Genomic DNA, 23,897 nt, shown 5'->3' on the forward strand with positions numbered 1-23,897 from the left:
AATGCTGGATGAGCGTCCCGGACTCCCTTTAGGGACCACTGATGAGGGTAATAACTGTGCTTGAAGCCTACCGCAAACACATCGAAGAGCGTGCCGCCCTGGGTATCGTGCCCCAGCCGCTGAACGCCGAACAAACTGCAGGCCTGGTCGAGCTGCTGAAAAACCCGCCGGCCGGCGAAGAAGCCTTCCTCGTAGACCTGCTCACCAACCGTGTACCGCCAGGGGTAGACGAAGCTGCCTACGTCAAGGCTGCTTTCCTGTCCGCCGTGGCCAAGGGCGAAGCAAAATCCCCGCTGGTCGACCGCAAGCTCGCGACCGAGCTGTTGGGCACCATGCAGGGCGGCTACAACATCGAAACGCTGGTCGCGCTGCTGGATGACGCCGAACTGGGCGCCGTCGCGGCCGAAAAGCTCAAGCACACCCTGCTGATGTTCGATGCCTTCCACGACGTGGCCGAAAAAGCCAAGGCGGGCAACGTCCACGCCAAGGCCGTGCTCGAGTCCTGGGCTGCCGGCGAGTGGTTCACCTCGCGTCCGGCCATCGCCGACAAGTACACCCTGACCGTGTTCAAGGTGCCTGGCGAAACCAACACCGACGACCTGTCCCCTGCCCCGGACGCCTGGTCGCGCCCTGACATCCCGCTGCACGCCCTGGCCATGCTGAAAATGGCCCGTGACGGCATCGAGCCACAGCAGCCAGGGTCGGTCGGCCCTCTGGCCCAGATCGAAGCGGTCAAGGCCAAAGGCTTCCCAGTTGCCTACGTGGGTGACGTGGTCGGTACCGGTTCGTCGCGTAAATCCGCCACCAACTCGGTGCTGTGGTTCTTCGGTGACGACATTCCGTACGTGCCGAACAAGCGCGCCGGTGGCTTCTGCTTCGGCACCAAGATCGCCCCGATCTTCTACAACACCATGGAAGACGCCGGCGCCCTGCCAATCGAGTTCGACTGCACCAACCTGGCCATGGGCGACGTCATCGACGTCTACCCGTTCAAAGGTGAAGTGCGCCGTCACGGCAGCGACGAACTGGTCACCAACTTCGAGCTGAAAACCGAAGTGCTGCTGGACGAAGTCCGCGCAGGTGGTCGTATCCCGCTGATCGTTGGCCGTGGCCTGACCGATAAAGCCCGCGCCGAGCTGGGCCTGGGCCCTGTCGACCTGTTCAAGAAACCGGAGCAGCCTGCCGCTTCGACCAAGGGCTTCACCCTGGCGCAGAAGATGGTCGGCCGTGCGTGCGGCCTGCCAGAAGGCCAGGGCGTGCGCCCAGGTGCCTACTGCGAGCCGAAGATGACCACCGTCGGTTCCCAGGACACCACTGGCCCGATGACCCGCGACGAGCTGAAAGACCTGGCGTGCCTGGGCTTCTCCGCTGACCTGGTCATGCAGTCGTTCTGCCACACTGCGGCCTATCCGAAGCCGATCGACGTCACCACCCACCACACCCTGCCAGACTTCATCCGCACCCGTGGCGGCGTGTCGCTGCGCCCAGGCGACGGCATCATCCACAGCTGGCTGAACCGCATGCTGATGCCTGACACCGTCGGCACCGGTGGCGACTCGCACACCCGCTTCCCGATCGGCATCTCGTTCCCGGCCGGTTCCGGCCTGGTGGCCTTCGCTGCCGCCACCGGCGTCATGCCGCTGGACATGCCAGAGTCGATCCTGGTGCGTTTCAAGGGCAAGCTGCAACCTGGCATCACCCTGCGTGACCTGGTTCATGCCATCCCTTACTACGCCATCCAGAAGGGCCTGCTGACCGTCGAGAAGAAGGGCAAGAAAAACGCCTTCTCCGGCCGCATCCTGGAAATCGAAGGCCTGGACGAACTGACCGTCGAGCAAGCGTTCGAACTGTCCGACGCCTCGGCTGAACGCTCGGCTGCCGGTTGCACCATCAAGCTGCCAGAAAAGGCCATCGCCGAGTACCTGACTTCCAACATCACCCTGCTGCGCTGGATGATCGGCGAAGGCTACGGCGATGCCCGCACCCTGGAGCGTCGCGCCCAGGCCATGGAAGCCTGGCTGGCCAAGCCTGAGCTGCTGTCGGCCGACGCCGATGCCGAATACGCCGAAATCATCGAAATCGACCTGGCCGACGTCAAAGAGCCTGTGCTCTGCGCGCCGAACGACCCGGACGATGCCCGCCTGCTGTCTTCGGTACAGGGCGAGAAGATCGACGAAGTGTTCATCGGTTCGTGCATGACCAACATCGGCCACTTCCGCGCAGCCGGCAAGCTGCTGGAGAAGGTCAAGGGTGGCATTCCGACCCGTCTGTGGCTGGCCCCGCCAACCAAGATGGACGCTCACCAGCTGACCGAAGAAGGCTACTACGGCATCTACGGCAAGGCCGGTGCGCGCATGGAAATGCCAGGCTGCTCGCTGTGCATGGGTAACCAGGCACGTGTGCAGACCGGTTCGACCGTGGTCTCCACCTCGACCCGTAACTTCCCGAACCGTCTGGGCGACGCCACCAACGTGTACCTGGCATCGGCCGAGCTGGCTGCTGTCGCTTCGATCATCGGCAAACTGCCGACTGTCGAAGAGTACATGCAGTACGCGCAGGACATCGACAGCATGGCTGCCGACGTCTACCGCTACCTGAGCTTCGACCAGATCGCCGAGTTCCGCGAGGCTGCGGCCAACGCCAAGATCCCGGTTGTTCAAGCGTAAGTAGCAGTACGCTGTAAAAAAACCCCAGCAGAAATGCTGGGGTTTTTTTATTGCCCTCTTGGGCCTCTTCGCGGGGCGCACTGACAACCTCACATCACGAACAAATCCACAAACCTGTGCACCGCAGTCGACTCCAGCTTTTGCTGATCCTCGCACATCTCGAAAATCGCCTCACACCGCTGCCGCGCAAACCGCGTCGCCAGGTTCTCCCTGAACTTCGCCTCCAGCAACGGTATGCCCTCCCCGCGCCGACGCCTGTGACCGACCGGGTACTCCACCACCACCTGCTCGGTGCTGTTGCCATCCTTGAAAAACACCTGCAAGCCGTTGGCGATCGAGCGCTTGTCAGCCTCCAAGTATTCACGGGTGAAGCGTGGGTCCTCGACCACCTCCATCTTGTCGCGCAAGCGGTCGATACTCGGGTGGGCAGCGTGGAAGACATCCTCGTAATGCTCGGCCACCAGATGGCCAAAAATCAGCGGCACCGCCACCATGTACTGCAGGCAGTGATCACGGTCAGCGGCATTGGCCAGTGGGCCGACCTTGGAGATGATGCGAATTGCCGACTCCTGCGTGGTAATGACAATACGGTCCACCTCATGCAGGCGATTGCGCACCTGCGGGTGCAGCAGCACGGCGGCTTCACAGGCCGTCTGGGCGTGGAACTCGGCCGGGAAACTGACTTTGAACAGCACGTTCTCCATCACATAGCTGGCCAAGGGCTGCGGCAGGCGCAACTCTTGCTGGGCAGAGGGTTTGAGCGCCAGGTCCTTGTTGGTATGACTGAATGACACATCATAGAAGCCCCATTGCGGCGCCGTGAGCACGCCAGGCACCCCCATCTCGCCACGCAGCGCGATATCGGCCAGGCGCACACCCCGACTGGACGCATCGCCAGCAGCCCAGGACTTGCGCGAGCCTGCGTTGGGTGCATGGCGGTAGGTGCGCAGCGCCTGGCCATCGACAAAGGCATGCGACAACGCCGACAGCAGTTGCTCGCGGCTGGCCCCCATCAGCTTGGCGCACACGGCCGTGGAGGCCACCTTGACCAGGATCACGTGGTCCAGGCCCACGCGATTGAACGAATTCTCCAGCGCCAACACGCCCTGGATCTCGTGCGCCATGACCATGGCTTCGAGCACTTCGCGCATCAGCAGTGGGCTTTCACCCTTTGCTACGTGTTTTTGCGACAGGTGATCGGCCACGGCCAGAATGCCACCGAGGTTGTCTGAAGGGTGCGCCCACTCGGCGGCCAGCCAGGTGTCGTTGTAGTCCAGCCAGCGCACGATGCAGCCGATGTCCCAGGCGGCTTTGACCGGATCGAGGCGGTAGGCGGTGCCGGGCACGCGGGCGCCATTCGGCACCACCGTGCCTTCCACCAACGGGCCGAGGTGTTTGGTGCATTCGGGGAAGCGCAGGGCCAGCAGGCCGCAGCCCAGGGTGTCCATCAGGCAGTTGCGCGCGGTGTCCAGTGCCTCTGGGGATTCGACCCGGTAGGTGAGGACGTAGTCGGCGAGGGTTTGCAGCACCCGGTCGTAGTCCGGGCGCTGGTTAAGGTCCACGTTGGCGCTCATTTGCAGCTCCTGTGATTGTGGGGCTGCCTGGCAGCCCATCGCCGGCAAGCCGGCTCCCACAGGTTCGGAGTGGGAGCCGGCTTGCCGGCGATGGGCCGCTAAGCGGCCCCAGTCATCGAACGCCGAGCGCCAGTGGTGCGTCAGAAGCTATCGCCAGGCACCCTCACCCAGCCTTCCATCAGCACGCGAGCACTGCGGCTCATGATTGCCTTGGTCACCGTCCATTCGCCCTTCACCTGACGCGCTTCGGCGCCAACCCGCAGGGTGCCGGAAGGGTGACCGAACCGTACGGCACTGCGCTCGCGCCCGCCGGCGGCGAGGTTGACCAGCGTGCCTGGGATGGCGGCAGCGGTACCGATGGCGACCGCAGCAGTGCCCATCATCGCGTGGTGCAGCTTGCCCATGGACAACGCACGCACCAGCAGGTCGATGTCAGCCGCCGCAACCACCTTGCCACTGGACGCAGTGTAGGTGCTCGGTGGCGCGACGAAGGCCACTTTCGGCGTGTGCTGACGCCCGGCCGCCTGGTCGACATGCTCGATCAGCCCCATGCGCACGGCGCCATAGGCACGGATTGTCTCGAAGCGCAGCAGCGCTTGCGGGTCACCGTTGATCGCGTCTTGCAGCTCGGCGCCGGTGTAGCCGATATCGCTGGCATTGACGAAGATGGTCGGGATACCCGCATTGATCAGGGTTGCCTTGAACGTGCCCACCCCTGGCACTTCCAGGTCATCTACCAGGTTGCCGGTTGGGAACATCGACCCACCTGCGCCCTCTTCGTCGGCAGCTGGGTCCAGGAACTCCAGCTGAACCTCGGCCGCCGGGAAGGTCACGCCATCGAGTTCGAAATCCCCGGTTTCCTGCACTTCACCTTCGGTGATCGGCACGTGGGCGATGATGGTCTTGCCGATATTGGCCTGCCAGATGCGCACGGTCGCGATGCCGTCACGCGGCACCCGCGCCGGGTCGACCAGGCCGCTGCTGATGGCAAACGAACCGACTGCGGCAGACAGGTTGCCGCAGTTACCGCTCCAGTCGACGAAGGCCTTATCGATGCTGACCTGGCCAAACAGATAGTCGACGTCGTGTTCGGGCTTGATGCTGCGCGAGAGGATCACCGTTTTACTGGTGCTCGAGGTGGCGCCGCCCATGCCATCGATCTGCTTGCCGTAGGGGTCGGGGCTGCCGATGACCCGCAACAGCAGCGCATCGCGGGCTGGGCCTGGGATCTGCGCCTGCTCGGGGAGGTCGTCCAGGCGGAAGAATACGCCTTTGCTGGTACCGCCACGGATGTAGGTGGCGGGGATCTTGATTTGTGGTGCGTGTGCCATTGCTGTGCTGTCCTGTCTGAAAATGCAATAACCCTTAGGTCCGCTGCGCGGCCCATCGCCGGCAAGCCAGCGCCTACAGCTACGGCGCAAAGCGCTATCCCTGTAGGAGCCGGCTTGCCGGCGATGGGCTGCAAAGCAGCCCCAAACACTCAAGCAGAAGCTTCGAGGAAGTCTTGGGCAAAGCGCTGCAGCACCCCGCCCGCCTCGTAGATCGACACTTCCTCGGCGGTATCCAGGCGGCAGGTCACCGGCACCTCGACCCGCTCGCCATTGCGGCGGGTAACCACCAGCGTCAGCGTTGCACGCGGCTTGCGCTCACCGAGCACATCATAGGTCTCACTGCCATCCAGACCCAGGGTGTTGCGGTCCGTACCCGGCTTGAACTCCAGCGGCAGCACGCCCATGCCCACCAGGTTGGTGCGGTGAATGCGCTCAAAGCCTTCGGCCACGATCGCCTCGACACCCGCCAGGCGCACCCCCTTGGCCGCCCAGTCACGGGACGAGCCCTGGCCATAGTCGGCACCGGCGACGATGATCAGCGGCTGCTTGCGCTCCATGTAGGTCTCGATCGCTTCCCACATGCGGGTCACCTTGCCTTCCGGCTCGATGCGCGCCAACGAGCCCTGCTTCACGCTGCCGTCGTCCTTACGCACCATTTCGTTGAACAGCTTGGGGTTGGCGAACGTGGCGCGCTGGGCGGTCAGGTGGTCGCCACGGTGGGTGGCGTAGGAGTTGAAGTCCTCCTCCGGCAGGCCCATTTTCGCCAAGTACTCACCCGCCGCGCTGTCCATCATGATGGCGTTGGACGGTGACAGGTGATCGGTGGTGATGTTGTCCGGCAGCACCGCCAGCGGGCGCATGCCACGCAGGGTGCGCTCACCGGCCAAGGCACCTTCCCAGTACGGCGGACGGCGGATATAGGTGCTCATCGGGCGCCACGCGTACAGCGGCGCCACCTTCGGCCCACGGTCTTCCTCGATGGCAAACATCGGGATGTAGACCTTGCGGAACTGCTCAGGCTTGACCGAGGCACGCACCACGGCGTCGATTTCTTCATCGCTCGGCCAGATATCCTTGAGGCGGATTTCCTTGCCGTCGACCACGCCCAGCACGTCCTTCTCGATGTCGAACCGGATAGTCCCGGCGATGGCGTAGGCCACCACCAGCGGCGGCGAGGCCAGGAACGCCTGCTTGGCGTAAGGGTGGATGCGCCCGTCGAAGTTGCGGTTACCCGACAACACCGCAGTGGCATACAGGTCACGCTCGACGATCTCTTGCTGGATCACCGGGTCCAACGCACCGGACATGCCGTTGCAGGTGGTGCAGGCGAAAGCGACGATGCCAAAGCCCAGGTGCTCCAGCTCTTTCTCAAGCCCTGCTTCCTCCAGGTACAGCTGCACAGCCTTTGAGCCTGGCGCCAGCGAAGATTTGACCCAGGGTTTGCGCGCCAGGCCCAGTTTGTTGGCATTGCGTGCCAAAAGGCCCGCTGCGATCACGTTGCGCGGGTTGCTGGTGTTGGTGCAGCTGGTGATGGCGGCGATGATGACCGCGCCGTCCGGCATTTGCCCCGGGACATCTTCCCAGACCCCGGCGATGCCCTTGGCCGCCAGGTCGCTGGTGGCCACGCGGGCATGCGGGTTGGACGGGCCGGCCATGTTGCGCACCACGCTCGACAGGTCGAAGCTCAGGGTACGCTCGTAGACGGCGCCGGCCAGGCTGTCGGCCCACAGGCCGGTGGCCTTGGCGTAGGTTTCCACCAGCTTGACCTGCTGCTCTTCGCGACCGGTCAGCTTGAGGTAGTCGATGGTCTGCTGGTCGATGGCGAACATCGCTGCAGTGGCGCCGTATTCAGGGGCCATGTTGGAGATAGTCGCGCGGTCGCCCAGGGTCAGGGCACGGGCACCCTCGCCATGGAACTCCAGGTAGGCGCCGACGACTTTCTGTTTACGCAGGAACTCGGTCAGGGCCAGCACCAGGTCGGTGGCGGTGATGTTCGGTGCCAGCTTGCCGGTCAGCTCGACGCCGACGATTTCCGGCAGGCGCATCCACGAGGCGCGGCCGAGCATCACGTTCTCGGCTTCCAGCCCGCCGACACCAATGGCGATCACGCCCAGGGCGTCGACATGCGGGGTGTGGCTGTCGGTGCCAACGCAGGTGTCCGGGTAGGCCACGCCGCGGTCGCTGTGGATCACCGGTGACATCTTCTCCAGGTTGATCTGGTGCATGATGCCGTTGCCCGGCTGGATCACGTCGACGTTCTTGAACGCCTTCTTGGTCCAGTTGATGAAGTGGAAACGGTCTTCGTTACGGCGGTCTTCGATGGCACGGTTTTTCTCGAACGCCTGTGGGTCGAAACCACCGCATTCGACCGCCAGGGAGTGGTCGACGATCAACTGCACCGGCACCACCGGGTTGACCTGGGCCGGGTCGCCGCCCTTGTCGGCAATGGCGTCACGCAGGCCGGCCAGGTCGACCAGAGCGGTTTGGCCGAGGATGTCGTGGCACACCACGCGCGCCGGGAACCACGGGAAGTCGAGGTCGCGCTTGCGCTCGATCAGTTGGCTGAGCGAGGCGTCGAGGGTGGCGGGGTCGCAGCGGCGCACCAGGTTTTCGGCGAGCACGCGCGAGGTGTAGGGCAACCCGTCGTAGGCGCCGGGCTTGATAGCCTCGACTGCCGCGCGGGCATCGAAGTAGTCCAGGTCGGTGCCTGGCAGGTGCTTGCGGAATGCGGTGTTCATCATGGAATCAGGCTCGGTCACAGGATTCGGAAGGTTGCTCCGTCCCTGTGGGAGCGGGCTTGCCCGCGAAGGCGTCAGCAGGTGCACATCGGTTGCCCGGTCTGACGCCTTCGCGGGCAAGCCCGCTCCCACAAGGGAACGGGTTGCCTCTCTAGATCTATTCAGCGCTGCTCGATCGGCACGAACTGGCGCTGTTCGACGCCGACATACTCGGCGCTCGGGCGGATGATGCGGTTGTTGGCACGCTGTTCGAACACGTGCGCCGCCCAGCCGGTCAGGCGCGAGCAGACGAAGATCGGGGTGAACAGCTTGGTCGGAATGCCCATGAAGTGGTACGCCGACGCATGGTAGAAGTCGGCGTTAGGGAACAGGCGTTTCTGCTCCCACATGGTCTTGTCGATGGCTTCGGACACTGGGTACAGGACCTTGTCACCGACCTCGTCAGCCAGTTGCTTCGACCAGCCCTTGATCACCTCGTTGCGCGGGTCGGACTCTTTGTAGATGGCATGGCCAAAGCCCATGATCTTGTCCTTGCGCTCCAGCATCTTGAGCAGCTCGGCCGTGGCGTCCTGCGGGCTCTGGAAGCGTTCGATCAGCTCCATCGCCGCTTCGTTGGCACCGCCGTGCAGCGGGCCACGCAGCGAGCCGATGGCGGCGGTGACGCAGGAGTACAGGTCGGACAGGGTCGAAGCGCAGACGCGTGCGGTGAAGGTCGAGGCGTTGAATTCGTGCTCCGCGTAGAGGATCAGCGACACGTTCATCACCTTGACATGCAACTCGCTTGGCTTCTTGCCGTGCAGCAGGTGCAGGAAATGCCCGCCGAGGGTGTCTTCATCGCTGGTGCAGTCGATGCGCACGCCATGGTGGGAGAAGCGGTACCAGTAGCACATCACGGCCGGGAACAGCGCCAGCAGGCGGTCGGTCTTGTCGTGCTGGGCTTCGAAGGTCAATTCGGGCTCTAGGGTGCCCAGCACCGAGCAGCCGGTGCGCATCACGTCCATCGGGTGGGCGTCACGTGGAATGCGCTCGAGCACTTCCTTGAGGGCTTGCGGCAGGTCACGCAGGCCCTTCAGCTTGCGCTTGTAGTCAGCCAGCTCGGCCTGGGTCGGCAGCTCGCCGTACAGCAGCAGGTAGGCCACTTCTTCGAATTCAGCACCGGCCGCCAGGTCACGGACGTCGTAGCCACGGTAGGTCAGGCCAGCACCGGCCTGGCCAACGGTCGACAGTGCGGTCTGGCCGGCCACCTGGCCACGCAGGCCTGCGCCACTGAGTACTTTTGCTTCGGCCATGGTGTTTCTCCTTTCTTGAATTTGTTATGGATTTCTTGCTGGCTAATTCGGTTTGCCTGTACCGGCCTCTTCGCGGGCAAGCCCGCTCCTACAGGTACAGCGCCATGCCTTGGACCTGTGCCACCCCTGTGGGAGCGGGCTTGTCCCGCGAAGGGGCCAGCACAGGAAGTCACTTATCCTTTCTTCTGGGCAAACAACGCATCGAGGCTCTGCTCGAAGGCGTGGTAACCAATGGCATCGTAGAGCTCCATGCGGGTCTGCATGGTGTCGACCACGTTCTTCTGGGTGCCGTCACGACGCAGCGCCGTGTAGACATTCTCGGCCGCCTTGTTCATGGCCCGGAACGCCGACAGCGGGTACAGCACCAGCGACACGTCGACCGACGCCAACTCTTCGGTGGTGTACAGCGGGGTGGCGCCGAATTCAGTGATGTTGGCCAGAATCGGCGCTTGCACGCGGTCAGCGAAGGTCTTGTACATCGAAAGCTCGGTAATGGCCTCCGGGAAGATCATGTCGGCGCCGGCCTCGACGCACGCTGCGGCACGGTCCAGCGCAGCATTCAGGCCTTCGACGGCCAGGGCATCGGTGCGCGCCATGATCACGAAGCTGTCATCGGTACGGGCATCGACGGCGGCCTTGATACGGTCGACCATTTCCTGCTGGGTGACGATTTCCTTGTTCGGGCGGTGGCCACAACGCTTGGCGCCAACCTGGTCTTCGATGTGGATCGCAGCTGCGCCGAACTTGCTCATCGAGCGCACGGTACGCGCCACGTTGAACGCCGAGGCACCGAAGCCGGTGTCGACATCCACCAGCAGCGGCACGTCGCAGACGTCGGTGATGCGGCGCACATCGGTGAGCACATCGTCCAGGCCGCTGATGCCCAGGTCCGGCAGGCCCAGGGAGCCTGCGGCCACGCCGCCACCGGACAGGTAGATGGCCTTGAAGCCGGCGCGCTTGGCCAGCAGGGCATGGTTGGCGTTGATGGCGCCGACTACCTGCAAGGGATGTTCGGCGGCAACCGCGTCGCGGAAACGTTGGCCGGGCGTGCTCTTCACAGTCATGAATCACCTCGTGGGCTATTGTCGTTGGCGTCCAGGTAGTGACGCTCGATGTTGCGTTTGGACGCGCCGATGTGGCGGCGCATCAGGAGTTCGGCCAGTTCACCGTCACGGTCGGCGATGGCATCGAGAATCCGGTGGTGTTCGGCAAACGCCTGGCGTGGCCGATTGGGCGTGGCGGAGAACTGGATGCGGTACATGCGCACGAGCTGGTACAGCTCGCCACACAGCATCTTGACCAGGGTCTGGTTGCCGCTGCCCTGGATGATCCGGTAGTGGAAGTCGTAGTCACCTTCCTGCTGGTAGTAGCCGACACCCGCCTGGAACGCCGCATCGCGCTCATGGGTGTCGAGCACCCGGCGCAGTTCGTCGATATCGGCCTGGCTCATGCGCTCGGCGGCCAGGCGGCAGGCCATGCCTTCGAGCGACTCGCGGATTTCGTACAGCTCGATCAGCTCGGCATGGTTGAGCGACACCACCCGCGCCCCGACATGCGGCACGCGCACCAGTAGGCGCTGGCCTTCGAGACGGTGGATGGCCTCGCGCAGCGGCCCGCGGCTGATGCCGTAGGTGCGCGCCAGCTCCGGCTCGGAGATCTTGCTGCCCGGGGCGATGTCGCCCTTGACGATGGCCGCTTGGATGCGCCGAAAGACGTTTTCGGACAAGGTTTCCGTTTCGTCCGCCAACGCTGGGCTGGGAGTGGATAGGTCCAGCATATTGTCGACACCCTGATAATCACATGGCCAGAAATTAGCTAATTAAGCGCGATCAGTCAAAGACAAAATGAACATTGTCGACAATCGTCTAATAACGAACTAACCCTGCCCCGCCGCTGTCAGATCGCGACGCGCTGGCGTCAAGACGTCGGCGTGATAGAATGCCGCGCCTCCGACGGAGTATGGATAGCGTGTCTGTCATCTATTCATGTTGTTGACAGATGAACGAGGAAGCTTGCGCAGTCGTTGCCAGTCGCCTTGCCCCGAACCCTGCACAATACCGCGCCAGGATTATGAGACTTACACCCGTTTTATTGCTGCTATGCCTCACCCTGCTGCCGGCCATCGGCCAAGCGGCGGGCAAGACCGTGTACGGTCTCAACGAATACGCAAAGCTGGGCGACCTGGACCTGGAAGTGGCCGCCAAGCTCGACACCGGTGCCAAGACCGCCTCGCTCAGCGCCCGCGACATCAAGCGCTTCAAGCGCAACGGCGAGAGCTGGGTGCGTTTCTACCTGGCCATCGATGCCGCCCATTCGCACCCGATCGAACGCCCCCTCGCGCGCGTCAGCAAGATCAAGCGACGGGCAGGCGACTACGATGCCGAATCGGGCAAGGCCTACACCGCGCGCCCGGTCATCGAACTCGAAATCTGCATGGGCCAGGCCCTGCGCACCATCGAAGTCAACCTCACCGACCGCAGCGCGTTCCAGTTCCCGCTGCTGATCGGCTCCGAGGCGCTCAAGCACTTCGACGCGCTGGTCGACCCAAGCCTTAAATACGCGGCCGGCAAACCTGCCTGTGCCACCGACGCTCCTAAAGCAGAGTAATCCCGATGCGCTCTCTTACCCTCCATCTGAAAGTCCTGATCACCGTCCTGGTGCTGCTGGGCGTGGCGGTCACCGCTTATCAGATCTTCTTCCTCGGCATCCCGGTGACCGAAGACGAAACCGACGACCTGTGGAATATCGACGCCAAGGTCGAGTTCGTGGCCAGCACCAAGGACCCGGTCAAGGTGCAGATGTTCGTGCCGCCACTGAACCGCGACTACGTCAGCCTCAACGAGAGCTTCATCTCCAACAACTATGGGGTGAGCGTCAACCGTGCCGACGGCAACCGCAAGGTGACCTGGTCGGCACGCCGCGCCAGCGGCAACCAGACGCTTTACTACCGCCTGGTGCTGACCAAGCGCTACAGCAACGAAAAGACCACCATCAAGGGCCCGACCTTCCGTGACAGCCTGGCAGTCGACGGCCCCGAGAAGATCGCTGCCGAAGCCCTGATGGCGCCTATCCGCCAGCATTCTGCCGACGTCGAAACCTTCGTCAGCGAAACCATCAAGCGGGTCAACAACCTCAACGACGACAACGTCAAGCTGCTGCTGGCCGGCGACACCTCGGCCATGAAGAAGGCCCAGGTCATCGACCTGCTGTTGTCCATCGCCCACGTGCCGATGGAAAAGGTCCACACCATCCGCCTGGTCGCCGACACCCCGCAGACCCCAGAACTGTGGCTGCGCAGCTTCAACGGCAACGACTGGCTGTACTTCAACCCGGACACCGGCGAGCAGGGCCTGCCCAACGACCGCCTGCTGTGGTGGACCGGTGATGACAACCTGATCACCGTCGATGGCGGCAAGAAAGCCAACGTCACCTTCAGCATGAACAACAGCGAGATGAACGCCATCCGCCTGGCCAAGCTGACCGACGAGAACACCGACGCCGACTTCCTCGAGTACTCGCTGTACGGCCTGCCGCTGCAGACCCAGCAGACCTTCATGATCATGGTGATGATCCCGATCGGCGTGCTGGTGATCCTGGTGCTGCGCAACCTGATCGGCCTGCAGACCCTGGGTACTTTCACCCCAGTACTGATCGCCCTGGCCTTCCGCGAGACTCAACTGGGCTTTGGGATCGTGTTGTTCACGGTAATCACGGCGCTGGGCCTGTCACTGCGCTCGTACCTCGAACACCTCAAGCTGCAGATGCTGCCACGCCTGTCGGTGGTGCTGACCTTCGTGGTGGTGCTGATCGCCGCCATCAGCCTGTTCAGCCACAAGCTGGGCCTGGAGCGCGGGTTGTCGGTGGCGCTGTTCCCGATGGTGATCCTGACCATGACCATCGAACGCCTGTCGATCACCTGGGAAGAGCGCGGCGGTGGCCATGCCATGAAAGTGGCCATCGGCACCCTGTTCGCAGCGTCCGTCGCGCACCTGCTGATGATGGTGCCGGAGCTGGTGTACTTCGTCTTCACCTTCCCGGCGGTGCTGCTGATTCTGGTGGGCTTCATGCTGGCGATGGGTCGCTACCGCGGCTACCGCCTGACCGAGCTCGTTCGCTTCAAGGCGTTCCTGAAGAAGGCTGATGCCTGATGTTCGGACTGATCAAGACCTGGAAAGCCCTGGAGGCCCGGGGCATCATGGGTATCAACCGGCGCAACGCGGACTATGTCCTGAAGTACAACAAGCGCCACCTGTACCCGATCGTCGACGACAAGATCATCACCAAAGAGCGTGCGCTCGCGGCCGGCATTCATGTGCCGGAAATGTACGGCGTCATCGAGACCGAGAAAGAGATCGAGAAGCTCGATGAAATCATCGGCGGGCGCAGTGACTTCGTCATCAAACCGGCGCAAGGCGCCGGCGGTGACGGCATCCTGGTGATCGCCGACCGCTTCGAGGACCGCTACCGCACGGTGTCGGGCAAGATCATCAGCCACGAGGAAATCGAGCACCAGATCTCGAGCATCCTTACCGGCCTGTACTCGCTGGGTGGTCACCGCGACCGGGCGCTGATCGAGTACCGGGTCACGCCCGACCAGATCTTCAAGAGCATCAGCTACGAAGGCGTGCCGGACATCCGCATCATCGTGCTGATGGGCTACCCGGTCATGGCCATGCTGCGCCTGCCGACCCGCCAGTCCGGCGGCAAGGCCAACCTGCACCAGGGCGCCATCGGCGTAGGTGTCGACCTGGCCACGGGGGTGACCCTGCGCGGCACCTGGCTGAACAACATCATCAGCAAGCACCCGGACACCACCAACGCCGTGGACGGCGTGCAACTGCCGAACTGGGACGGCTTCATGAAGCTTGCGGCTGGCTGCTACGAGCTGTGCGGCCTGGGCTACATCGGTGTGGACATGGTGCTGGACCAGGAAAAGGGCCCACTGATTCTGGAACTCAACGCCCGCCCAGGCCTGAACATCCAGATTGCCAACGACTGCGGGCTGACCCAGCGCACCCACGCCATCGAGGCGCACATCGAGGCGCTGGCCAAGGACGGCGTGACCGAGGATGCCGAACAGCGCGTTCGTGTCTCGCAAGGGCTGTTCGGGCACGTGCATCCGCGCTGAGATTGCCGGGGCTGCTTTGCAGCCATTCGCAGCGCAAGGCTGCTCCTACAGGTACCGCGCAGCCCTTCCCTGTAGGAGCAGCCTTGTGCTGCGAATGGGCAAAACACAATGTTGAATGTCGCGCTAACGCTAGGCGCATTTCCTACACAGGTCTACAATCGCCCTCCTCGCTTTTACATCGCCGTCCACACTGATGCCGACCTGTACGCTCCACCCCCTGCCCTACCAGCCTGACCCTGCCGCCTATTTCGCCCGCCTGCGCCAGGCGCCCGGCGCGATTCTGCTCGACAGTGCCCGCCCCGGTGCCGAACGCGGCCGCTTCGACCTGCTCAGCGCCTGGCCCATGCAACACCTGCAAGCCCACGCAGACGAGGACGGCCGCGCCTTCCTGCAACGGCTGCGCGCAGGGCTGGCACAACTGGGCCACGCCGACTTGCCGGTTGGGGTGGAACTGCCGTTTGCCGGCGGCCTGATCGGCTACCTCAGCTACGACTTCGGCCGGCGCCTGGAAAACCTGCCCAGCCTGGCCGTCGATGACCTCGGCCTGCCCGATGCGCAACTTGGCCTGTACCGCTGGGCATTGGTGACCGACCACACGCTGGCAACCAGCCAGCTGGTGTTCCACCCAAGCCTGGCAAGCGCTGAGCGCGAGCGCCTGATTGCCCTGTTCGAAGCCCCCGATTGTGCTGCAACTGGCGATTTCCACCTGCTGGCCAACATGACCGGCGACTTGAAGCCCGAGCACTACCAAGCAGCGTTTGACCAGGTGCAACGCTACATTCAGGCCGGCGATTGCTACCAGATCAACCTGACGCAACGCTTCCGCGCACCGTGCCAGGGCGACCCCTGGCGCGCCTATCAGGCGCTGCGCAAGGCGTGCCCGACGCCATTTTCCGGCTATCAGCAATTGGCCGATGGCAGCGCACTGCTGAGTTTCTCGCCGGAGCGGTTCATTCGGGTTAGCCAAGGGCTGGTCGAGACTCGCCCGATCAAGGGCACCCGACCACGCTCAAGCAACCCCGACCAGGACGCCCGCAACGCCGAAGAGCTGCTGCACAGCCCCAAGGACCGCTCGGAAAACCTGATGATCGTCGACCTGCTGCGCAACGACCTGGGCCGTACCTGCCAGATCGGCTCGGTCAAGGTGCCCGAGTTGTTCAGCCTGGAAAGCTACCCCAACGTTCACCACCTGGTCAGCAGCATCACCGGGCAATTGGCCACCGACAAGGACCCACTGGACCTGATTGGCGACAGCTTCCCCGGCGGCTCGATCACCGGGGCGCCGAAGATCCGCGCCATGCAGATCATCGACGAACTGGAGCCCAGCCGCCGTGCACTGTATTGCGGCTCGTTGCTGTACGTGGATGTGCGCGGCGAGATGGACAGCTCCATCGCCATTCGCAGCTTGCTGGTGAAGGATGGCCAGGTCAGCTGCTGGGGCGGCGGCGCAGTGGTGGCGGACTCCGACTGGGCGTCGGAATACGAAGAATCGATTGCCAAGGTGCGGGTGCTGATGGAGACCTTGCAACAGCTCTGATTCGGCGCCACAAGGCCTTTATGCCAGGCGTCTAACCCAGCATTTTTTGTTACCATCACCTCATTACGAGCGCACAGCGCCACAGCCAAGATGGAAACCGCCTGATGAGCCAACCCTTCGACGTCGCCGCCCTCGCCGCGACCTATGCCAACAAGTCACCGCAAGACATCCTGAAACTCGCCTTCGAGCATTTCGGCGACGACTTGTGGATCTCCTTCAGCGGCGCCGAGGATGTGGTGCTGGTCGACATGGCCTGGAAGCTGAACAAACAGGTCAAGGTCTTCAGCCTCGACACCGGCCGCCTGCACCCAGAGACCTACCGCTTCATCGACCAGGTCCGCGAGCACTATGACATGCCGATCGAAATCCTCAGCCCGGATCGCAGCAAGCTCGACCCGTTCGTCAAGGAAAAGGGCCTGTTCAGCTTCTACAAGGACGGCCACGGCGAGTGCTGCGGCATCCGCAAGATCGAACCCCTGCGCCGCAAACTGGCCACGGTAAGCGCCTGGGCCACCGGCCAGCGTCGCGACCAGAGCCCAGGCACGCGTAGCCAGGTGGCGGCACTGGAAATCGACAGCGCCTTCTCTACCCCCGAGCGCCCCCTGTACAAGTTCAACCCGCTGGCACAGATGAGCAGCGAAGAAGTGTGGGGCTACATCCGTATGCTCGAGCTGCCCTATAACAGCCTGCACGAGCGCGGCTTCATCAGCATTGGCTGCGAACCGTGCACACGCCCGGTGCTGCCGAACCAGCACGAGCGTGAAGGCCGCTGGTGGTGGGAAGAGTCGACCCAGAAGGAATGCGGCCTGCACGCCGGCAACCTGATCAGCAAGGGCTGATCGACAGGTAAAGAAAAACCGGCCAATGGGGCCGCTGCGCGGCCCATCGCAGGCAAGCCAGCTCCTACAGGTGTAGCGTATTTATTGAGAATCTCGCTCACCTGTAGGAGCTGGCTTGCCTGCGATGGGCTGCGCAGCAGCCCCAATTAAGGCGGATGAAGCTTAACTGACCATTAGCCCAAGGGCCGGTTTTTTCATGCTCGAACGGCTTAGTGCACCGGCAGCTCGACGCCTTCGAACAGCTCTTCAAGCTCTTGCTTGTTATGGCACTGGATGGCTTTGGCCATCACTTCGCGGGTCAGGTGCGGGGCGAACTTCTCGATGAAGTCGCACATGAAGCCGCGCAGGAAAGTGCCACGGCGGAAGCCGATCTTGGTGATGCTGGCCTCGAACAGTTCGCTGGCATCCAGGGCCACCAGGTCGCTGTCGAGCTTGGTGTCAACGGCCATCTTGGCCACAATGCCCACACCCAGACCCAGGCGCACGTAAGTCTTGATCACGTCGGCGTCGGCGGCGGTGAACACCACTTTCGGCGTCAGGCCGCGATGGTTGAAAGCTTCGTCCAGCTTGGAACGGCCGGTAAAACCGAACACGTAAGTGACGATCGGGTATTCGGCAACGGCTTCCAGGGTCAGCTTCGGCAGCTTGGTCAGCGGGTGCCCCTGCGGAACCACCACGCAGCGGTTCCACTTGTAGCACGGCATCATGATCAGGTCGCCGAACAACTCCAGCGCCTCGGTGGCGATGGCGAAGTCGACAGTGCCATCAGCGGCCATCTCGGCAATTTGCATCGGCGAGCCCTGGTGCATGTGCAGGGCCACTTCCGGGTACTGCTTGATGAAGCTGCTGATCACCGGCGGCAGCGCGTAGCGGGCCTGGGTGTGGGTGGTGGCGATGGACAAGGTACCCTTCTTCTCGTTGGAGAATTCCTGGGCGATCTGCTTGATGCTCTCGACCTTGCGCAGGATTTCGCCAGCGGTATTGATGATGCGCTCACCTGCCGGCGTGACGCGGGTCAGGTGCTTGCCGCTGCGGGCAAAGACTTCAACGCCCAGCTCATCTTCGAGCAAACGGATCTGCTTGCTGATACCTGGCTGGGAGGTATACAGGCTCTGCGCCGTCGCGGAGACGTTGAGGTCGTGGTGCGCCACTTCCCAGATGTAGCGCAGTTGTTGAAGCTTCATAGGTTTCCCTCGGTTCAGCGGTGAGTCAGCGGCAGCAGGCAGCGACGATATATAACTATATTAGTGGTTCTGGAAATAAATCTAGAACTATTTTGTTACACGCGCCCCAGTAATAGCCTACGGCCAGCTTCACGTTTTCCTACGTCCCAGGTGCTGTGCAAGCGGCACCATATACACCGGCACAGGCGACAACTGCAGCAACCGCACCGCCGTTCGCCCCAGCGGCACATCAACGCCCGCACCGGCACTGTGGCTTCCGAAAATCAGCAAATCGACGCTCAAGCGCTGCGCCTGGTCGAGTATGACCTGGGCAGGGTCACCCTGGCGCACACGCACCGCCTTGATGACCGCAAGGTCCGCCTCCTCGCCCAGTTCATCGCGAAAATTTTCCAGCACGCGCTGTTCGATATTGGCCATGACCGTGTTGACGCCCTGGCTGTGCAACTGGTCGAGCGTCTGCTCATCGAGATAGCTTTGCAGCAGCGACTCGGCGAACTGGCCCATGGGCTCCACGGCGTGAATCACATACAACTCGGCATTGAACGTGCGCGCCAATGCCAGGGCGTGCTGCATGACAAAAGGGGCGTAGACACCGAGGTCGGTGGCGTACAGCATGGAGCGGATCATTCGACCTCCTCGACTGCCGCTGCGGCAGAGCAAGCTTCAGCTTAGCAGCGCGCCGCACGCACGCTTTGCCGTCCGGCGTGCTGCTGGCGCGGGCCGCAGGAGGCGTCAGATGGGGCGTGTATCGCGGCTGATGAACGACAGCGCCTGGTACAGCATCTCCATGCGCGGCAAGCTGCAGCCCGCCGCCCGTGCGCGCGCCAGCGGCTCGCCATAAATGGCCTGAAGCTCCAGCGGGCGCTGCTGGGCATGGTCGTGGTACATGCTTGGCCAGTAGTCGGGCATCCGTTCGGTGACCTGGAACAGATGCTCGGCATACCCCTCGGGCAGCACATGGCCACACGCTGCAGCGCCTTGCACCACCTCGTCCATCAACGCCTGGATCAGCGCCCGGCTATGCGGGTCGGCCATCAGCGGCGTGGTGCTGGCGCCGAGCAACACCGAAAGCCCGTTATACGGCACGTTCCACACCAGCTTCTGCCAACGGGCCTGGCTCAGGTTGTCCATGGCCTGCGAATCGATACCCGCCGCCTGGAACAGCCCAGCGCCCTCCTTGACCAGCGCAGCACCACCCTCGCTTGCCGGCCCACTGTGATAGCCCAGGTTGACCGCACCCAGTGCCTGATGGCGGATCACCCCCGGGGCCTGGCGATTGACGCAAATGAAGCACAGGCCGCCGAGCAGGTGCATGTCGTCGCGCAATGCCGGGCGCAGTTGCTCCTCCACGCCCAGGCCATTCTGCAGCAGCACCACGCGTGCGTCAGGTGTAGCGGCCTGCACGATCAGCGGCGCCAGCTGGTCGTTGCTGGTGGCCTTGGCGCCCACCAGCAGCCAGTCGCATTGCGGCATGTCGGCAACATTGGCATACGCCTGAATCTGCATCTGCAACGCGCCATGCACGGCACTTTCAAGCACCAGCCCCTGGTCGCGCACCACCTCGTATTCGCTGCGCAGCAGGAAGTGCACGTCGAAACCGGCCCGCGCCAGCATCAACCCATAAAAGCCGCCGATGGCACCACTGCCGATGATCCCGATACGTGGTTTGCGCGGATGCATGCCGATCTCCAGGTAAATGTCAGAGCGCTTTTTTACACCGGTTGCGGCCCGCTGGGCACCCCAATCGCGCAACGGCGCCGCCAGCACGGGAAAATCCCTGCCCTGACGGGCCAAAGCCCATTGTCGCGCCACCTGTAACGCGCTAAGGTTCGGCTCCCCGCTGCGAACATTCTTGCTGCTGGGCCGCACGGGGATTGCTGGCGGCCGGCACCCGTGACCTGACGAGTAACACGATGGCTGATTTACCGATCGACGACTTAAACGTTGCCTCCAACGAGACCCTGATCACGCCCGATCAGCTCAAGAAGGAAATCCCCCTCAGCGCCACGGCCCTGCAGACCGTGACTGCCGGCCGCCAAGTGGTGCGCGATATTCTCGACGGCAAGGACCATCGCCTGTTCGTCGTGGTCGGCCCCTGCTCCATCCACGACATCAAGGCTGCCCACGAGTACGCCGAACGCCTGAAGGTATTGGCTGCGGAAGTGTCCGACACCCTCTATCTGGTCATGCGCGTGTACTTCGAGAAGCCGCGCACCACCGTAGGCTGGAAAGGCCTGATCAACGATCCGTACCTGGATGACTCGTTCAAGATCCAGGACGGCCTGCACATCGGCCGCCAACTGCTGCTGGACCTGGCTGAAATGGGCCTGCCGACCGCTACCGAAGCGCTCGACCCGATCTCCCCGCAGTACCTGCAGGACCTGATCAGCTGGTCGGCCATCGGCGCCCGCACCACCGAATCCCAGACCCACCGCGAAATGGCCTCGGGCCTGTCTTCGGCGGTCGGCTTCAAGAACGGCACCGATGGCGGCCTGACCGTTGCGATTAACGCCCTGCAGTCGGTGTCCAAACCGCACCGCTTCCTTGGCATCAACCAGGAAGGCGGCGTCTCCATCGTCACCACCAAGGGCAACCCTTACGGTCACGTGGTGCTGCGCGGCGGCAATGGCAAGCCGAATTATGATTCGGTCAGCGTCGCCTTGTGCGAACAGGACCTGGCCAAGGCCAAGATCAAGGCCAACATCATGGTCGACTGCAGCCACGCCAACTCCAACAAGGACCCGGCCCTGCAGCCACTGGTGATGGAAAACGTCGCCAATCAAATCCTCGAAGGTAACCAGTCGATCATCGGCCTGATGGTCGAGAGCCACCTGAACTGGGGCTGCCAGTCGATTCCGAAAGACCTGAACGAACTGCAATATGGTGTTTCGGTGACCGACGCCTGCATTGACTGGGCTGCGACTGAGAAGACCTTGCGCAGCATGCACGCCAAGCTCAAGGATGTACTGCCGCAGCGCCAGCGCGGCTGACAAAAAAAGGGCCGCTTAGCGGCCCTTTTTTTTACAGGTTCAGACTTTGCTCGAATGACGCTGCTGGCGTTCCATGTAGCGTTCTACATAAGAGCACGACGGAATCACCGTGTACCCCATCTGCTCGGCATACTCCAGGGCCCGCTCGGTCAGCGCTGCGGCAATGCCACGCCCGCGCAGGGCGTTAGGCACGAAGGTGCGATAGATGTCCAGCGTCTGCTTGCCCAGATCCATGTACGTCAGATAGGCACGATGACCGTCCACGTTGGTCTCGAACTGATGACCGGCTTGGTCATGGTGGATGGTCAGCGCTTCGCTCATCACTACTCCTCGCAGGTCTTCTCGGCAGACCCATACCTTAACCGATGGTGGTTTATCCGGCACAGAATCCTCTACGCCACCTGTTGCCCCTTGGACCACAGGACGATTGCAATCGTTCTACCGTCGGGCATTCACAAGATAGTAGGCGCGGCAAGCAGGATTGCTCAAGGTGGCAACGGTTAAAAAACGGCAAAAAACGTCGCTAATGGACTCTTCCCGTTACGCCAACAGCCGCCGGATGTTGTAGGGCTTAAGACGCTGAACGACAGACAAAGTCACCGTTAGTTCAACAAAAAAGTTCCCGTAGTACAGACGGTTGCGGCCCCTGTACGTTTTTTTCACAAACGCGTCGCAAATCTTGTCGGCGTGACCTGGAGCAACATTTTTTTTGCAGTTCTTGCGCTCTGTCAGTTTACTTACTACAAGTAATGGGTACTATGTACGCCGGCCAGTTTCTCTTTTCCGAGAGATGGCTCTTTAATAGAAAGTCCTTGAAGGGGAACACGATGAACAACGTTCTGAAATTCTCTGCTCTGGCTCTGGCCGCAGTTCTGGCTACCGGTTGCAGCAGCGTATCCAAAGAAACCGAAGCTCGTCTGACTGCGACTGAAGACGCAGCAGCTCGCGCTCAAGCTCGTGCAGACGAAGCCTACCGTAAGGCTGACGACGCACTGGCAGCCGCTCAGAAGGCTCAGCAAACCGCTGACGAAGCCAATGAGCGCGCTCTGCGTATGCTGGACAAAGCCAGCCGCAAGTAATAGTCCTCACGGATTGTTATGAAGCCGACCCACTTGTGGGTCGGCTTTTTTATTGCCGCGCAACACGCAGTGCACAAACGAAAAGGCCTGCACTAAGGCAGGCCCTGGGCAGCTCGCGAACGCTTACTGCAGTTCAGGCGGGATGCTCGAAACCATCGGCGCCGTACCCTGATTATCGACTGGGACGGCAATTTCGACGGGCATGCCATCTTCAGCGGCGACCACGTCACGCACCATGTCCCAGTTCATGCGCAGGTTGCTCGCCAAGTCTTCACGCTTGAGCAGTGCATTGATAACCGCAGTGTGCTTATCCACCACCGACGGATTACCTTGATCGTCCAACGGCGTGTGCGCTTCGAGGTAGACCTTGCCAGCACTGATACCGAACTTGTAAGGCTCGTTGATGATGCGCACCGGGGTACCTACCGGCACCATCTTCGACAGCTCGACCACGTTGTTATTAAGCATACGGAAGCAACCGTGGCTGGTGCGCATGCCGATGCCAAACTTCTTGTTTGAACCATGAATCAGGTAACCCGGTACACCCAGGGTGAACTTGAACGGGCCCAGCGGATTGTCCGGCCCGGCAGGCACCACGGTCGGCAGGATGTCGCCGTCGGCGGCGTGCTCGGCGCGAATCGAAGCGGGCGGGGTCCAGGTCGGGTTCGGGGTCTTGGCGGTGATCTTGGTGTTGGCGATCGGCGACCCCCAACCTTCACGACCAATGCCCAGCGGGAAGGTGTACACCACGCTCTGCCCTTTCGGGTAGTAGTACAGCCGGTACTCGGCCAGGTTGATGACGACGCCTTCGCGCGGCCCCGGCGGCAGCACATAGCGGGTCGGCAGGATAATTTCGGTACCGGCACCCGGCAACCAAGGGTCGACGCCCGGGTTGGCGGCGATCATTTCCAGGTAGCCAAGGTCGTTGGCAGTGCCGATATCGGCGAAGGTGTCTTCGTACTTTGCCTTGATCACCTGCACCTGGCCGACAATGTCTTCACCGGGGGGGGGCAATGGCAGCTCCAGCGCAGCAGCGGGGCCCGCTACCAGCAGGGCGGCCAGGGACAGGCTACGGGTGACGGCAGGAAAGCGCGGCAACATCCGGTAAATCCTTCGAAAGGTGGGTCAAGAGGATCGATTGTACACCCGCACCGATGCAAGCGGGAGGCATTGGCGTCACGCAAGCGTTTCAGATGATGAAAGGTGTGTCAGGTTTGGCATCAAAGCTGCGGCCACACCGGGCGCATGCCGCGCCGCTGGGCGTCGAGAATGGCGCGGCAGAGCGCGCACAGGCGGTCGTCGCGGTAGATCGACCGTTGCACCCCGGACCAGCGCGGCTGCGCGGGCAGCAAACCGCCGCACAAGGTACGGTCGACCGGCACGCCCAGCTCAAGCTGGCGGGCCGCCAGGTGGACGCGAACTTCCTGGCAGGCAAACAGGTCGAGCTGTTCGTCAGGCTCGATCAGTTGGTAGGCATAAAGGGACCAGGCGGGGCGCGGCATCGGGGGCTCTCGAAACGGGGGGCGCAACCTTAGCCGAAAG

20 protein-coding genes are annotated in these 23,897 nt (G+C 62.7%); 8 read left to right on the forward strand and 12 right to left on the reverse strand.

Going from position 1 to position 23,897, the window contains the following annotated elements:
- Positions 1-56 precede the first annotated feature (56 nt).
- Positions 57-2,666, forward strand: coding sequence for a bifunctional aconitate hydratase 2/2-methylisocitrate dehydratase (acnB, locus tag D886_RS0110630; protein WP_027593916.1), 2,610 nt, complete (start codon positions 57-59; stop codon positions 2,664-2,666).
- 89 nt (positions 2,667-2,755) lie between these two features.
- Here the strand turns inward: acnB and prpD are convergent, their stop codons facing one another.
- From prpD to D886_RS0110660, 6 genes are all read right to left on the reverse strand, one after another.
- The gene (gene prpD / locus D886_RS0110635) at positions 2,756-4,240 is read right to left on the reverse strand and encodes a 2-methylcitrate dehydratase (RefSeq protein WP_027593917.1); all 1,485 of its coding nucleotides are present in this window, start codon (positions 4,238-4,240) and stop codon (positions 2,756-2,758) included.
- A 140-nt stretch (positions 4,241-4,380) separates the two neighbouring features.
- Complete coding sequence (gene prpF, locus D886_RS0110640) at positions 4,381-5,571, reverse strand: 2-methylaconitate cis-trans isomerase PrpF (RefSeq protein WP_027593918.1); 1,191 nt, start codon at positions 5,569-5,571, stop codon at positions 4,381-4,383.
- Positions 5,572-5,720: 149 nt separating this feature from the next.
- Entirely contained in the window at positions 5,721-8,309 is a 2,589-nt protein-coding gene (gene acnD / locus D886_RS0110645) for a Fe/S-dependent 2-methylisocitrate dehydratase AcnD (protein ID WP_027593919.1), read from the reverse strand.
- Positions 8,310-8,470: 161 nt separating this feature from the next.
- Positions 8,471-9,598 (reverse strand): 2-methylcitrate synthase, encoded by a 1,128-nt coding sequence (gene prpC / locus D886_RS0110650; RefSeq protein WP_027593920.1) that lies wholly within the window; start codon positions 9,596-9,598, stop codon positions 8,471-8,473.
- A 173-nt stretch (positions 9,599-9,771) separates the two neighbouring features.
- The gene (gene prpB, locus D886_RS0110655; protein WP_027593921.1) at positions 9,772-10,662 is read right to left on the reverse strand and encodes a methylisocitrate lyase; all 891 of its coding nucleotides are present in this window, start codon (positions 10,660-10,662) and stop codon (positions 9,772-9,774) included.
- The gene (locus D886_RS0110660) at positions 10,659-11,375 is read right to left on the reverse strand and encodes a GntR family transcriptional regulator (protein WP_027593922.1); all 717 of its coding nucleotides are present in this window, start codon (positions 11,373-11,375) and stop codon (positions 10,659-10,661) included. The genes prpB and D886_RS0110660 overlap by 4 nt, the downstream gene beginning before the upstream one ends.
- A 293-nt stretch (positions 11,376-11,668) precedes the next feature.
- Between D886_RS0110660 and D886_RS0110665 the strand changes: the two genes are divergently transcribed.
- From D886_RS0110665 to D886_RS0110685, 5 genes are all read left to right on the forward strand, one after another.
- The gene (locus D886_RS0110665; protein ID WP_027593923.1) at positions 11,669-12,205 is read left to right on the forward strand and encodes an ATP-dependent zinc protease; all 537 of its coding nucleotides are present in this window, start codon (positions 11,669-11,671) and stop codon (positions 12,203-12,205) included.
- Between the two features lie 5 nt (positions 12,206-12,210).
- On the forward strand, positions 12,211-13,746 hold the full coding sequence (locus D886_RS0110670) for an inactive transglutaminase family protein (RefSeq protein WP_027593924.1): 1,536 nt from the start codon (positions 12,211-12,213) through the stop codon (positions 13,744-13,746).
- The gene (locus tag D886_RS0110675) at positions 13,746-14,726 is read left to right on the forward strand and encodes an alpha-L-glutamate ligase-like protein (protein WP_027593925.1); all 981 of its coding nucleotides are present in this window, start codon (positions 13,746-13,748) and stop codon (positions 14,724-14,726) included. Before D886_RS0110670 ends, D886_RS0110675 begins: the two co-directional genes overlap by 1 nt.
- A gap of 193 nt (positions 14,727-14,919) precedes the next feature.
- On the forward strand, positions 14,920-16,263 hold the full coding sequence (pabB, locus tag D886_RS0110680; RefSeq protein WP_027593926.1) for an aminodeoxychorismate synthase component I: 1,344 nt from the start codon (positions 14,920-14,922) through the stop codon (positions 16,261-16,263).
- A 104-nt stretch (positions 16,264-16,367) separates the two neighbouring features.
- On the forward strand, positions 16,368-17,102 hold the full coding sequence (locus D886_RS0110685; RefSeq protein ID WP_027593927.1) for a phosphoadenylyl-sulfate reductase: 735 nt from the start codon (positions 16,368-16,370) through the stop codon (positions 17,100-17,102).
- A 209-nt stretch (positions 17,103-17,311) separates the two neighbouring features.
- On the opposite strand, the gene cysB is transcribed toward D886_RS0110685, so the two are convergent.
- From cysB to D886_RS0110700, 3 genes are all read right to left on the reverse strand, one after another.
- Complete coding sequence (gene cysB / locus D886_RS0110690; protein ID WP_027593928.1) at positions 17,312-18,286, reverse strand: HTH-type transcriptional regulator CysB; 975 nt, start codon at positions 18,284-18,286, stop codon at positions 17,312-17,314.
- A 129-nt stretch (positions 18,287-18,415) separates the two neighbouring features.
- The gene (locus D886_RS0110695) at positions 18,416-18,913 is read right to left on the reverse strand and encodes a universal stress protein (RefSeq protein ID WP_027593929.1); all 498 of its coding nucleotides are present in this window, start codon (positions 18,911-18,913) and stop codon (positions 18,416-18,418) included.
- Between the two features lie 105 nt (positions 18,914-19,018).
- Positions 19,019-19,966, reverse strand: a complete 948-nt coding sequence (locus D886_RS0110700) for a putative 2-dehydropantoate 2-reductase (RefSeq protein WP_027593930.1) — start codon at positions 19,964-19,966, stop codon at positions 19,019-19,021.
- A gap of 233 nt (positions 19,967-20,199) precedes the next feature.
- On the opposite strand from D886_RS0110700, the gene D886_RS0110705 reads away from it, so the two are divergent.
- On the forward strand, positions 20,200-21,276 hold the full coding sequence (locus D886_RS0110705) for a 3-deoxy-7-phosphoheptulonate synthase (protein ID WP_027593931.1): 1,077 nt from the start codon (positions 20,200-20,202) through the stop codon (positions 21,274-21,276).
- A gap of 39 nt (positions 21,277-21,315) precedes the next feature.
- On the opposite strand, the gene D886_RS0110710 is transcribed toward D886_RS0110705, so the two are convergent.
- Positions 21,316-21,597 carry a GNAT family N-acetyltransferase gene (locus tag D886_RS0110710; protein ID WP_025338432.1) on the reverse strand — a complete coding sequence of 94 codons (282 nt, stop codon included), beginning with the start codon at positions 21,595-21,597 and terminating at the stop codon, positions 21,316-21,318.
- Between the two features lie 506 nt (positions 21,598-22,103).
- Here D886_RS0110710 and oprI point away from each other — a divergent pair.
- Entirely contained in the window at positions 22,104-22,355 is a 252-nt protein-coding gene (gene oprI, locus D886_RS0110715; RefSeq protein ID WP_003259780.1) for an outer membrane lipoprotei OprI, read from the forward strand.
- Between the two features lie 123 nt (positions 22,356-22,478).
- Here the strand turns inward: oprI and D886_RS0110720 are convergent, their stop codons facing one another.
- Together D886_RS0110720 and D886_RS0110725 are read right to left on the reverse strand one after the other, a co-directional pair.
- Positions 22,479-23,456, reverse strand: coding sequence for a L,D-transpeptidase family protein (locus D886_RS0110720; RefSeq protein ID WP_027593932.1), 978 nt, complete (start codon positions 23,454-23,456; stop codon positions 22,479-22,481).
- Positions 23,457-23,575: 119 nt separating this feature from the next.
- Positions 23,576-23,857 (reverse strand): hypothetical protein, encoded by a 282-nt coding sequence (locus D886_RS0110725; protein WP_027593933.1) that lies wholly within the window; start codon positions 23,855-23,857, stop codon positions 23,576-23,578.
- Positions 23,858-23,897: the final 40 nt, after the last annotated feature.

Origin of the sequence: Pseudomonas sp. LAIL14HWK12:I7, assembly GCF_000483465.1 — a bacterium.
Classification (GTDB): domain Bacteria; phylum Pseudomonadota; class Gammaproteobacteria; order Pseudomonadales; family Pseudomonadaceae; genus Aquipseudomonas; species Aquipseudomonas kermanshahensis.